General features: G+C 41.3%; 13 protein-coding genes. 3 read left to right on the top strand and 10 right to left on the bottom strand.

Annotated elements, in window-relative coordinates; translation table 11 throughout:
* Positions 1–35: 35 nt before the first annotated feature.
* The 4 genes from LEPBI_RS14955 to LEPBI_RS14940 all read right to left on the bottom strand — a co-directional run bounded on the left by LEPBI_RS14955 (position 36) and on the right by LEPBI_RS14940 (position 3,466).
* The gene (locus LEPBI_RS14955; protein ID WP_187148060.1) at positions 36–617 is read right to left on the bottom strand and encodes an LOG family protein; all 582 of its coding nucleotides are present in this window, start codon (positions 615–617) and stop codon (positions 36–38) included.
* Positions 618–670: 53 nt separating this feature from the next.
* Positions 671–1,462 (bottom strand): DUF4846 domain-containing protein, encoded by a 792-nt coding sequence (locus LEPBI_RS14950; protein WP_012389978.1) that lies wholly within the window; start codon positions 1,460–1,462, stop codon positions 671–673.
* A 98-nt stretch (positions 1,463–1,560) separates the two neighbouring features.
* The gene (locus LEPBI_RS14945) at positions 1,561–2,583 is read right to left on the bottom strand and encodes a zinc-dependent alcohol dehydrogenase (RefSeq protein WP_012389977.1); all 1,023 of its coding nucleotides are present in this window, start codon (positions 2,581–2,583) and stop codon (positions 1,561–1,563) included.
* A gap of 55 nt (positions 2,584–2,638) precedes the next feature.
* A complete protein-coding gene (locus tag LEPBI_RS14940; protein WP_012389976.1) occupies positions 2,639–3,466 on the bottom strand; it encodes a hypothetical protein in 828 nt (275 codons plus the stop codon).
* An 86-nt stretch (positions 3,467–3,552) separates the two neighbouring features.
* Here LEPBI_RS14940 and LEPBI_RS14935 point away from each other — a divergent pair, with 86 nt between their 5' ends.
* On the top strand, positions 3,553–5,193 hold the full coding sequence (locus LEPBI_RS14935; protein WP_012389975.1) for an ankyrin repeat domain-containing protein: 1,641 nt from the start codon (positions 3,553–3,555) through the stop codon (positions 5,191–5,193).
* Here LEPBI_RS14935 and LEPBI_RS14930 read toward each other — a convergent pair.
* Together LEPBI_RS14930 and LEPBI_RS14925 are read right to left on the bottom strand one after the other, a co-directional pair.
* The gene (locus tag LEPBI_RS14930) at positions 5,190–5,615 is read right to left on the bottom strand and encodes an ABA4-like family protein (protein WP_012389974.1); all 426 of its coding nucleotides are present in this window, start codon (positions 5,613–5,615) and stop codon (positions 5,190–5,192) included. The two genes, LEPBI_RS14935 and LEPBI_RS14930, sit on opposite strands and share 4 nt — an antisense overlap.
* Positions 5,612–6,535 carry a membrane protein gene (locus LEPBI_RS14925; RefSeq protein WP_012476419.1) on the bottom strand — a complete coding sequence of 308 codons (924 nt, stop codon included), beginning with the start codon at positions 6,533–6,535 and terminating at the stop codon, positions 5,612–5,614. Before LEPBI_RS14925 ends, LEPBI_RS14930 begins: the two co-directional genes overlap by 4 nt.
* Positions 6,536–6,601: 66 nt before the next feature.
* Here LEPBI_RS14925 and LEPBI_RS14920 point away from each other — a divergent pair, with 66 nt between their 5' ends.
* The gene (locus LEPBI_RS14920) at positions 6,602–7,324 is read left to right on the top strand and encodes a TetR/AcrR family transcriptional regulator (protein WP_012476418.1); all 723 of its coding nucleotides are present in this window, start codon (positions 6,602–6,604) and stop codon (positions 7,322–7,324) included.
* Here LEPBI_RS14920 and LEPBI_RS14915 read toward each other — a convergent pair.
* From LEPBI_RS14915 to LEPBI_RS19335, 4 genes are read right to left on the bottom strand one after another with little or no spacing between them, the layout of a single operon-like run.
* Positions 7,299–7,883 carry a DUF6272 family protein gene (locus tag LEPBI_RS14915; protein ID WP_012389971.1) on the bottom strand — a complete coding sequence of 195 codons (585 nt, stop codon included), beginning with the start codon at positions 7,881–7,883 and terminating at the stop codon, positions 7,299–7,301. The two genes, LEPBI_RS14920 and LEPBI_RS14915, sit on opposite strands and share 26 nt — an antisense overlap.
* Before the next feature lie 31 nt (positions 7,884–7,914).
* A complete protein-coding gene (locus LEPBI_RS14910; protein ID WP_012389970.1) occupies positions 7,915–8,850 on the bottom strand; it encodes an adenylate/guanylate cyclase domain-containing protein in 936 nt (311 codons plus the stop codon).
* 7 nt (positions 8,851–8,857) lie between these two features.
* Positions 8,858–9,145, bottom strand: a complete 288-nt coding sequence (locus tag LEPBI_RS19340) for a PP2C family protein-serine/threonine phosphatase (RefSeq protein ID WP_012389969.1) — start codon at positions 9,143–9,145, stop codon at positions 8,858–8,860.
* A gap of 4 nt (positions 9,146–9,149) precedes the next feature.
* Complete coding sequence (locus LEPBI_RS19335) at positions 9,150–10,232, bottom strand: PP2C family protein-serine/threonine phosphatase (protein WP_264365851.1); 1,083 nt, start codon at positions 10,230–10,232, stop codon at positions 9,150–9,152.
* A gap of 257 nt (positions 10,233–10,489) precedes the next feature.
* Here LEPBI_RS19335 and LEPBI_RS14900 point away from each other — a divergent pair, with 257 nt between their 5' ends.
* Positions 10,490–11,665: a GNAT family N-acetyltransferase gene (locus tag LEPBI_RS14900; protein ID WP_012389967.1), complete on the top strand. Its 1,176-nt coding sequence runs from the start codon at positions 10,490–10,492 to the stop codon at positions 11,663–11,665.
* Positions 11,666–11,667: the final 2 nt, after the last annotated feature.

The raw sequence follows: 11,667 nt of genomic DNA, 5'->3' as shown, positions 1-11,667 counted from the left end.
GATCTGTTTGTTCCTTCCTTGCCATTGAATTTTGATTAGATGCTATCTTCCGACAACCATTTCTCCGTCTTAGACGGAGAATAGTTATGTAAATGGGTGAGTAAATCGTCCGTTTTGTTTAGGACTTGCACAAGGTTTAGATTTTCTTTTTTTAAGAACCCTGAGTCCAACATGGTATGGAGCATTTGGACAAGAGGGTTATAAAATCCATTCCAATTCAAAAGCACAATGGGTTTGTTGTGTAATCCTAGTTGGGACCAAGTCACCACTTCAAAAAACTCCTCCATGGTTCCAAATCCACCAGGTAACACAAGGAAGGCATCGGATAAGTCAAACATGATCCGTTTTCTTTCATGCATGGACTCCACCTGGATGAGTTCTGTAAGGCCAATGTGTTCGATTTCCTTTCGTTTGAGAAAGTTTGGGATAACTCCGATGACTTTGCCTTGTTTCGACAAACAACCGTTTGCGACTGCACCCATAAGACCCACACTGGCACCACCATAAACCAAACCAAGTTTATGAGTGGCTAAGTAATCCCCTAATCGAAAGGCTTCTTTTTCAAAAGAAGGATCGTTTCCGGAGGAAGAGCCGCAATACACGGCGATGTTTTTCATTTTTCCCAACACAGTGACAGTATCACCTTGATTGGAAAAATGAAAAGTGAAAACTAAGGAGATTTTTTTAGATTTAAAAATCCATAAAATTGATTTGTTTGGAATTCCCATTCTGGGGTTTGGAAATTATTACCTTTTGGAAGAGGAAACCAAGGAGAGTATTCACCCTCCGATTTCAAAATGTGCATTTCCTGTGACGGCATATAACTTTGAGCCAAAAGGAATACCATTTGTCCATCGTCACTCGTGGCTTTGTCTACTACCATCACCACATGTCCTGGGGATCCTGCTTCAATCCAAACATCACCAGGTTCCAATTGTATTACTGATTTTTTGACAAGTTCCGATTTGAGGGAAATGGTTCCCGCATAACTGTAGATAAATTGTAAGTATTCTTCAAAGACATCGCGCCCATACCCTTTTTTGAATTTCCCTTGTTTCCAACTGGTTTTGTTCCCTTTGACATCCACTCGTTCCCCTTTGGCAAATCGATGGAAAGGAACCTCCATCCCATTACTGATTTTAAATTGGATCGCATCATATTTTTTTTGCGCATAAAAATACTCGGCACGGAGTTTCATGACGGCATCCGCACATTGGATCAGGTCTCGTTTCAATAGAGGAAAGTCTAAAACGGCCGCATGGACTTGGTTTTGTTTGTGGTTCCCATTGTACAAAAGGACTGGGCTTCCTTTCGGTTTTAAGGGAAAGTTTTGTAAGTAAGATGCAAAACTTGTTTTTGGATAAACTACTCGTTTGTATCCGTTAGGTGGTATAAATCGTTCTTGGATGGAATCGGGATAAAGTGTGAAAACAGGAAAGGAAACAAAAGATAGTATTCCCATTCCACAATGGAAAAGGAGATTCCATTTCCTCTTAGAAGAAAGTTTAGTTTCGCGATTTCTATCGAAATGTTTTCTCAAAATTGATTCCAATCCAATGTTTAACGAGTGACCACGAGTTTGATCGACTCTTCCATCCAAGCTTCTTTGGCTTCGGCAAAGGAAACCGTTTTCGTCACGATTTTTTCTGGGGTAAACACTCCACTTTGGATCTCTGGATACAAGGCATGCATCGAATCAATGGATTCCACTCGGCCAATCTGAATTTCTGCACCTTGGTTGTACATCTCCAAATAGGGAATTTCCAATCGATTGGTCCAAAAGATGGAGGCAGAACTTAGAATTGCATTTCGTCCCAAAGACCTTGTAGCAAACTCCCAACCTTCTTTTGTGGCAGAGGCATCACATACCAAATCATATTTTGAATTTGGTTTGGGAAATGTTGTGTAATGGTTCACGGGGATCCCAAGGGAAGCAGCGAGTTCAATGCGTGTTTTGTCTGTGTCGGCATACACCACTTCGGCTTTTTTTGTTTGGTGGAGGTAAAGTGCCGTGTAGAGTCCAATGCTTCCGGCGTTTCCTCCCACCACTAATGTTTTGGGATCTTTTTTGCGTTCTAAAAAACGGCCAGCAAGTTTCCAGGCTTCGGCAATATTGTCACTGAAACTGGCAATCCCCACAGGATTGATATTTGGATCCAGTTCAAATAACATTTGTTTTGCGAATGGAACTTTGATGAGTTCTGTGATAGCACCACCAACATGATGGGCACCTGGTGGCATTCCATAAGCAGACGTGTAGGGCACAGTCTCACAAGAATTGGAATGGTGGGACAAACAAGTTGGACATGTCCCACATGAGATTTGGAAGGGGAGAGCCACAATCGCACCAATTTTGAATTTTCCTTCTAAGTCTTCAGAGATTTGTTTGATACGACCAACAAACTCGTGTCCTACGGGAAACGGTGGACGGAATAATGTTTCACCTCTCACGATGGGTAAATCCAAATCACAGCGAGCAATAGCAATTGGTTCAACAAGAGCTTGGTTTTCACCTGTGATTGTGGGTGGTTCCACTTCTTCCCAATCCAAGATTCCTTTTTTGCGAAACACAAGTTGTAACATTTGATCCTCTGTATACCGTTCGGTCTACTTATTGAACCTTGGATTTTCCCATCAACTAAAATTTACGGAACCATTCTGGGAGATGGGGCATTTGATTTTCTTCCCATGACCAATCCCCAAGTACGGTCACAATCGGTGCTTGGGTTTGGAGTGCTCTCGTGAGTCCTCTGGTCAAATCCTCTCGGATGGTGGGTCGATACGGGGTTGCAAATTGGTTTTGAAAGGATTCTTTTTCATGTTCCCAAGCATAAGAAAGGAAAAAATCCATAAACTTTTGATTCGATGTTTCAAATTTGGATTTGAGATCCAAAAGGTCTGGGTTCTTTGTTTGTTTCATCGTCCTTTGTAATACGATGGAAATCCCTCTCACACTTTTGGAAAAAAATGTCCCAGCTCTTACAATGCGACGTTTATTGGGATCTTTCAAAACCCATTCATCGGCTTTGTACTTGGCAATTCCCATCGATCCATAAAAGGCCAAGGTATGACTGAGCCAATAAAACGCGGAATAGGCGACTGTGAGTTTGGGTTGTAATACTTCTTCCAAATGGAGCATCGGGTCCAAACAAATTCCTAATGTCTCTTTGATTTGAGGGGGGGTACTCTCTGCAATGGGAAAACCAACCTCACCCAATGCAGGAGTGTAGATGAGTGCTTGTAATGTTTGTAACCTTCCGTGCTTGGCTAAATTTTCCTGTATGGATGTTGCCAAACCCGGTTCGGCACGTTTTCCAAATAAACTGAGATCAGAATTCGACACGGGTTCATTTGTCGTAGTGGAAGCGATGATATAAGCGTTTGGGTCTATGGACCGGATGGCGGCAATCGCACTTTGGCCCGCTTCCCCCGAACCACCAATGATTAAATATTGATTTTGTCCCATGAATCCCTACCTGAATGTTTTAAAGGTTCTAATTTTCGATTGATCATGGTAAAGTCTCTTGGATTCTATATCGGAACAAGCGAAATATGAAAACGATTTTAACCTGCTCCAATTGTCTCAGTGGTCATTCCATTTCTTCATCCAAATTGGAAGGCAAAAAAGGAAAGTACCGGTGTAAAAAATGTTCCATTTGGAATCATTTTGATTTCCGAAAGAACCAAGCCGAAGAAAGATCCGACTCACTCGTGTTATTCGACCTTAATTTTTTAGGCCAAATTCCAAATCATACCTTACAAGGACAAATTTTCGGTCGTTATACGACTCATTTTGTTTCCGACTGGTCCAATGAAGAACTTGTTTTTCTCAAAGACGAAGAAGGTAACGATGATGACGTTCGAATTTCCATCTCAGGTCTTCCCGAAATGATCAGGCTCAAAAATTTTGTTTATGACATCACAACAGAATCCCCATCCAAAACACTCAGCATCATCATCAATCATAATGTGAATACGGCACCAGTTCGATTATCCTTAACTGTTGAAGGCATTGACCATGCTTTGGTGAATGGGAAATTGTATTTGGCAATCTCTGATGAATGGAATACATTTTTACATGGAAGTTTTACCGCTACTCATGTTTACAAAATTGAATTTGATGAATACGGTGTGGCAAACAAAGAACTTCCCGATTTTATCACAAATTTTTTGGCCGCAAAAATTTATGCATTGTCAGGCAATATTTTGTCCTTACAAAAACATTTCCCAGAGCTGAGTGAAAAAGAAAAAGACGAACTTCTGAGTTTGGTGGTCTATCATTGGCCAGAAAACCAAACCACTGTTTCCGAAGTTCATTTTAAAGAAGGGAATATCCAAGCAAAATTCCAAATCACACAAAAGAAACTCAACGAATCCTTTATCTTTTTGATTTCCAATCAATTACATCCAAATGCAGAACATTGGCATATCATCCACGATGTGGTTTGCCATTCAGAAGTGGAACCTATGTTCATTCCACTTCTCAAAACCAAATTTCCAGAGGAATACCACAAACATCTTGGAAATCAATTGGAAACAAAAAACGATGACCAAACCTTAGATTGGTTAGACGAGGATGATGTGTATTTATTGGATTCCTTTGTCCGATCAGTAGGATCTTTAGATTATATCATCAAAGATTCGATCCGAAACCCACTCGGGTTCACTTTACTACAAGAAGCTTTTGTTCGATCCAAATACAAGTCGTGTATGCGTTTATTAGAACGAGGAGCTAATCCCAATATAGTTGATGCCAATGGTGAGACTGCCATTTTTAAATTATGCCAAGATAACAAACTGCGATTGCAAGAAAAAACGCAACTTATGGATGAACTGATCCGACGAGGGGCCAAGGTCAACTTACAATCCGTGAATGGAATGACACCTCTCCATTGGTGTTCGGTGTTTGGCGAACCGAGTATGGCCAAACGACTCATCCAAGCAGGGATCGATATCCACACTGCTGATCAAGTGGGTAGCACTGCCCTTCATGAGGCATGTAAGTTTGGAAATTCTTCCGTCCTTGCCTTACTACTCGAATCTGGTGCGAAGGCAAATGCCAAAACATTGGAAGAAAAAACAGGAAGGGATTTGGCTTTCGAAAACTTGGAAATTGCGGATTTGGAAGCAGACGAAGAGAAAAAAAACCGCTACCAAAGGGTTCTTTCTCTCTTAGATGTGTATGGTGGCTAAAAACCAACTCGTCTGGTTTGGAAACCACGGACAAGGAAATACAAAACAAGTCCCACAGGACCATAATAGAAGGTAAGTCCATGGATCGGAACTAAAACCAATCTATGGATTCCATTCATCTTTCCATCTTCTGCTTCCCAAGTTCCCAAAAACAAATCAAACGCAAGGTAATGCACCCAACCTGCTAATAGGAATTCGTCGTTCATAAATAAGGAACGAACTGATTCCAAACTTGAAAAGTTACCTTCGGCTTTACCAAAACCTAGAGAGAGGGAAAGGATGTACAACCCTCCAAGGAAAAAACCTGAGACCAAAATTCGTAAATAAGGAATCACCTTGTTTTGGTTTGGTGATAGGATAAGGACCATCCAGGCGACAACAGTTAAGGCATTGGTTATGGAAAAGAGTAAAGATGGATTCATACAGTTACCTCTGGTTCTGAAATTTTAGGAATTGAAAAAAGGCGGATACCAAGTGAAAAAAGAATCAAAAGGATGATCGCATAACTTGGCGTAAAGGAAGGATGGTAAGAAAAAATGGAAAAACCCCATAAGGTTTGTATGACCATCATAACATTCATGGAAAGGATTAAGATTCCAATGATTCGAACCACTATCTTTTGTTCGGCGGATTCTTTCCATTGAAGTAGGTATGCCGCCAACACAAAGAAAACTTGCATCACATGCATTCCAAAAAAATGGGGAACACGCATATCACCTATCACCGTACTCCATCCAAAAAAGAAGAGACCCGAACCTTGTTCCCCAGTTCCGAAGGAATGACCCCCACTGGTTTGAAAGATCCCTTTTTGCATGAGTTCCAATTGTTCGGGACGAGGTTGCGTCATAAAAAACCCAATGATCATCCCAAATCCAGCAATCGTAAGGCCCCAAAGGAGACTTTCTCGCACCGAGGTTGCCATTTGTTTTTGTTTGAGGATGGGAAAAATGATTCCTAAATGGAAGAGCCAAAAGATGGAAATGCTTGTTCCCATGATCGAGAACACAACCTGGTTCCAAGTACTCGAAACATTGAAGTGACTTGCTTCCCCCCGTGCTGCTTGCCATGTGATGAGGATGATCTCAATGGCAGAAGTGATTGTGAGGGCAATTTGTGTTTTACTTCTGTGTCTCCAGTCAGCTAAAAACCTCTGCAGGATCCAGATGGTGGAAAAGGAATAGATCCCAAGAGATAAGGAGAACTTAATCGGTTTGATCCAAAGGTTGACCCCAAAAAGGGTTCTTGTATCTAAAAAAACCAATGGAATCATGGATACCGTGAGTACGAGCATCGCCATTCCATTCCAAAAAAGTGGTTGTCTTTTAAAGTCGGCGTATTTCATAATGTTGACAGCGTAAACAATAATGTATACTCCGTCAACATAAAAAGTATACATTGTAAACATTTTATGAAACCATCTAAAAAACAAACGACCCCTAAAAAATCAGCGAACCTGCGAAAAACCTCAGATCTTCCTTCCAAACAGAGTTCTCAGTCTAAAATTTCCGATACAACTGGCTCGGCTTACCACCATGGGAATTTACGGGAAGAGGTATTGGAGCACTCTCGTAATGTGCTCGAAAAAACAGGGGTCTCTTCCTTGAGCCTTCGAGACATTGCCCAGGACCTAGGAGTGAGCCACACCGCCCCCTACCGCCATTTCCCCAAAAAAATGGATCTACTCCAAGCCCTGGTGGCACAAGGTTTCAAAGAACTGGCCCTTGCCATGAAAGAAGCATGGGATCACTCAGAGGACCCACTGGAAAAAATCCGAAAGGCTGGGGAAAGGTATATTTATTTATTATTAAACAATCCAAGACGGACAGAACTAATGTTTGGTGGTGAGATTTACGTTTCGGGTGATCCCATTTCCGAGGAACTACGCGAATGTGGAAACGAAGCGTATATGGGAATGTTTCGGATTGTCGAATATGGTCAAAACCAATTGGTATTAAAAAAATCAGTTCCGACGGCGACACTGATGATGAGCTTTTGGAGTGGGGTACATGGCTTTGCCGTACTCAATGAACGAAAGTGGAAACAGATCCAATCGAATGAAGAGGAAAAACAATCCTTTGAGAAGGAAGTCGGTCAAATCTTAGAGATTATGATTGAAGGGACTCGTCTGTAAAATAAATGATGCGACTCGTGATGATGGTATGATCCTCTTCGGATTCTAAAATGACTTCCATCTCCACTGGGTAATCCTTTAGCACCATGATGAGCCCAATTCCTGATCGATTGGAATTGGGATCATTCGATTCAATTTTTTGAAAGTAGAGTTGTTCCAAGTCTTTTGCAGAAAAAATTTCTTTTAAACTCGCTTCATACGCCGAGACATTGGACTCATTGGTTTTATTCCGTACAAGCATTTCAAAGGATTGTCCGCGATGGATGAGGGAGATTTCGATATCCGCCTTTTTGTCATAGGAATATTTGGCGGCATTTTCTAAGAGCTCATTGAAAACAGTGGAGATTGAATTGACAATCTCAGAATTTTTCATGTCCATCGAATCCGTTGGAACATTGGGCAAAAAGGAAAACCCATAAAAGTAACCAATAAAATCCGAGAGTACACCAATACGGCGCCAATACCGCATCAAATCCAAAGGTTTCAAATGGATTTCGATGATGGATTCTGGCTTTTTATCAGAATACGATGTGTGGGTTAGATTTCCATATTTTCGCATATTCGTAGTTCAACTAAAGAATGTAGCGAAACTACTTCAAAGCCGCAAGCGCTTTTTCTAATGCATTTTGCATTAATCGGCGTTCTTCGGGGTTTGTGCTGAGTTTGTCGAAGTGGAGTGGTTTTAAAAGGAATCCTTCTCCATCAAATTTCACAAAAGGATTCTCCTTTTTCTCTTGGTCATTCTTTAGTCCAATCACTTGAAAGGTTTCAATTGGGGTGTGTACACCTTTCACAAGGACCTCACCTTTTGGGATAGTTTCTATGAATTCGTCTATCAGGGATTTGGTTGCGTTGGAAATTAAGATCTCTCCAGCATTCGATGCATTTTCTAAACGGGAAGCAACATTCACAGGCCCACCGATGATGGTATAATCCATCCTTTCGTTGGTTCCGAAATTTCCCACTGTCACGTAACCTGTATTGATTCCTATACGGCATGTTAGGTTGTGATTGATCCCTGATTTTCGCCAATATTCGTCTAACGCAGGCAAACTGTCTCTCATTTCAATGGCCATCTTCACACAGTTTAACGCATGGGCCTTGTCGTTTTCAAAACTGGGAGCGCCAAAAAAAATCATAATGGCATCACCTATGAATTTGTCGATGGTCCCACCGTATTTGATGGCAATGCTTGACATTACGTCCAAATATTTATTCAAACAATCGGAGAGAATTTCTGGTTCGATAGAATCTGTAATGGTAGTAAAGCCAACAATGTCAGAGAAAAAAATGGTGAGTTTTCGCCTTTGGTGAGAGATGGATGTTTCCACTTCAGCGCCAGTAATCATTTCATACAATTGGGGAGAGAGATACCGGCGCATTCGATCCAAGTACATTTGGATCTTTTTATTATTTTCTAGAAGTTCGTTTTCGATTTCGGTAGAGTGGTCAATGATGTTTTGGTAAAGGACTTCCAATTCTTCATACTTGGCTTTTTCCTCTTCCAAAACCTTATTGATGTCCATAAAACCCTTAACCTCGTTTCCTCATGATCATAATGGTAATGTCATCATACACATCCATCCCATCGATAAAAACATAGATGTCTTGGAATATGGCTGCCAATATTTCATCCGTTGTGGGTAAATCCGCATGTTTTTCCAGTGATTCAATCAATCGATCCGATCCAAACTGCTCACGTTTCGGATTTTCTGCTTCTGTGGCACCATCGGTGTAGAGTAAAATGATATCGTTTGGTTGTAAGGGAATTGGTTTTTCGTGGATGAATTCATCGATGGATTCTGTAAGACCAACTAACATACCGTTATCGACAGTATCGATGATCTCGGTTTTTTTTCAAAGCATGGCGGTATACCATAATGGTTTCGTGTTGGCCTGCGGTCGTAAACACTCCATTTTTATACGAGAACAATGAGAGTGTTAAGTTACGAATGTCATTCATCCTCACATGGATGTTGGAAAACAAAATGGAGTTGATGGAACGAAGGGATTCTCGTAAAGAAATTACCTTGGAACGTAAGGTGGTGATAAATGCCGACTGCGTCATGAGCATCACAACTCCCGATGCGAGTCCATGGTCTGTGACGTCTCCAATCCCGATGTAGACCGTACCATCTTCATGGTGGACCACATCATAATAGTCCCCACCCACTTCATTGGCCGAATCCATCCGCGCAGAAATTTCGAGTTCATCAATTTGTTTTAATTCTTCATTGCGGGGAAGTACCATGGCCTGGATCTGCCTTGCTACGTCTAATTCCATACCGAGACGCATGTTCTCTTCGAGGATGGCTTGTTTTTCTGTATTAAAAATTAAGTCGGCTTGTTCTTGTGTGGTGCGGGATGTGTTGAGGATGGCGTAAAGAATGAGACCACCAGTCACAACCATATAGAGCAAGATGAGAAAGATTCCCATCGGAACAGCACTGACAAGGAAAAAAGAACTATTCTCTTCTAAGAAGTTTGGTTTGAGATACTGAGACAACTCCATGAGTTTGGAGTTCAGGTCTGTCATCTCAGGGTAAAAATAAATGGTAAGAGATGCGTACTCAACGATGAGTACAATCACTGCAAAGATGATAGTCTTAGTATTATTCCGTATGGATGCAAGAGCGATGAGAATGAAGAAGACATAAATCATCGGTGCGGCATACACAAGACTTGGGTTTTTTTGGGAGTAAGCCGTATACCCTGTAACGAATGTAAGTAGGGTGATCTCTAAAAATGAAGAAGAGAATTTAAATATATTGAGATATTTACCCGACTTCTTTAATGAATAGAGGACAACAAAGTTATAACAGAGTAAAACTAAGATCGCAGAGATTTGGTAATAAAATTCAACAGGTGGACGGCCGGAAAGCAGTCCGAGAGTTGCAAAGATAACCAAAAAACCCAGGAAGAAGAATCGGAATTTGGTCGCGAAGGTTTCGGCCCTAAATTCCCCCTGGAAGGCAATCTCTTTAAGTTGTTTCTTGTAATAGTCCGAGAGGACGAAGCGATTTTCGTTGGAAGAGGATTGCGGCATAGAGTAAAGGTATCTTTCTTTATATTTCGTTTTAGTAAATGCGGAAAATTAACTGATAACGTCATACATTTTGCATAAATTGCAAATGATTTTTCAAATTTTTAAGGAGGACGGCAAGTATGAGTCATATCAAAGTCCATTTGGCAACGACGGAAGAAGATCGTAATAAAATTTACCACCTCCGTTACGATATCTATGTTCAAGAAATGAACAGAGTCCAAGAATATGCGGACCATTCGACAAAAATGATTAAGGAACCGTTTGATGAAACGGGCCATCTTTTTCTTGCGGAAACCGAAGAAGGGGAGATCATCGGGACCGTTCGCATCAACTTTCGTAAAGATGGGAGTTTGGAATGTGAAGAGCTTTATGAAATGGAACTCTTCCGCCCCTTCTATCCTGACAAGGTCTCCATGTCGACCAAACTGATGGTGAAACGTGAATACCGTCATACTGCTGCAGCCAGTATGCTTTGTATGAAGATCTACGAACATGCAAGGGAAAACGGGATCGTCATCGATTTTATAGATACCAATCCACACTTGGTGCGTTTGTACAACCAAGTTGGGTACAGAATGTACAAAAAGAACATCCACCATCCGGAATACGGCATTGTGATCCCGATGGTATTTTTGTTAGATGATAATGAATACCTAAAACAGATCCATTCACCTTTTCTACGTTTGGCGAAGAGATTCACTGCAGGTACTGAGCTTTCTCATCTCTTTGAAACCAAATTTCCTGACTATAAAGACATAAGGCCTCTCTTCTCCATGGAAGGGGATGATGTTTGGCAAAATATCGTTCATGATATGATGCTCCCTCCGAGCCAGTTTCTCTCGTTTTTACGAGGGTTTACGGAAGAAGAATCCAAAAAACTTTTATCCATGCTTGATTTAATTGATTATGAAGATGGTGACATCGTCTTCCACCAAAACCAAGAAAGCCAAGGATTGTTTTGTGTTTTAGATGGGAGTGTGGAAGTGGTTGTGAACCGCGAGGATGGTGTGCGTTCGACGATCTCCATTTTAAACCAAGGGGAGATCTTTGGGGAACTGGGCTTTGTGGCAAAATCAAATCGTAATGCAGACATCATCGTGCGAGACCATGCGAAACTTCTCATCCTCACACCAAATGAATTTCAAAAATTAGAAATCCAAAGTCCCACTTTGGCCATCAAACTTTTGACCAATTTGTTTGTCATCCTTGCGCAGAGATTCAATGAAATGTCACGCCGCATGCTCGAATTTAGAAGGTTGTACGAGATGGGCGGAGCTTCGAGAAGAGGGGAGTGAGG

This window comes from Leptospira biflexa serovar Patoc strain 'Patoc 1 (Paris)', assembly GCF_000017685.1.
GTDB classification, from domain to species: Bacteria; Spirochaetota; Leptospiria; order Leptospirales; family Leptospiraceae; genus Leptospira_A; species Leptospira_A biflexa.
This window is presented reverse-complemented; position numbering and strand designations above follow the sequence as displayed.

Excerpts from the sequence above, each read along its gene's own strand:
- LEPBI_RS14955 (WP_187148060.1), bottom strand. The coding sequence starts at position 617 with ATGAAAAACATCGCCGTGTATTGCGGCTCTTCCTCCGGAAACGATCCT.
- LEPBI_RS14935 (WP_012389975.1), top strand. The coding sequence starts at position 3,553 with ATGAAAACGATTTTAACCTGCTCCAATTGTCTCAGTGGTCATTCCATT.
- LEPBI_RS19340 (WP_012389969.1), bottom strand. The coding sequence starts at position 9,145 with ATGTTAGTTGGTCTTACAGAATCCATCGATGAATTCATCCACGAAAAA.
- LEPBI_RS14950 (WP_012389978.1), bottom strand. The coding sequence starts at position 1,462 with ATGGGAATACTATCTTTTGTTTCCTTTCCTGTTTTCACACTTTATCCC.
- LEPBI_RS14900 (WP_012389967.1), top strand. The coding sequence starts at position 10,490 with ATGAGTCATATCAAAGTCCATTTGGCAACGACGGAAGAAGATCGTAAT.
- LEPBI_RS14940 (WP_012389976.1), bottom strand. The coding sequence starts at position 3,466 with ATGGGACAAAATCAATATTTAATCATTGGTGGTTCGGGGGAAGCGGGC.
- LEPBI_RS14920 (WP_012476418.1), top strand. The coding sequence starts at position 6,602 with ATGAAACCATCTAAAAAACAAACGACCCCTAAAAAATCAGCGAACCTG.
- LEPBI_RS14910 (WP_012389970.1), bottom strand. The coding sequence starts at position 8,850 with ATGGACATCAATAAGGTTTTGGAAGAGGAAAAAGCCAAGTATGAAGAA.
- LEPBI_RS14915 (WP_012389971.1), bottom strand. The coding sequence starts at position 7,883 with ATGCGAAAATATGGAAATCTAACCCACACATCGTATTCTGATAAAAAG.
- LEPBI_RS14925 (WP_012476419.1), bottom strand. The coding sequence starts at position 6,535 with ATGAAATACGCCGACTTTAAAAGACAACCACTTTTTTGGAATGGAATG.
- LEPBI_RS14945 (WP_012389977.1), bottom strand. The coding sequence starts at position 2,583 with ATGTTACAACTTGTGTTTCGCAAAAAAGGAATCTTGGATTGGGAAGAA.
- LEPBI_RS14930 (WP_012389974.1), bottom strand. The coding sequence starts at position 5,615 with ATGAATCCATCTTTACTCTTTTCCATAACCAATGCCTTAACTGTTGTC.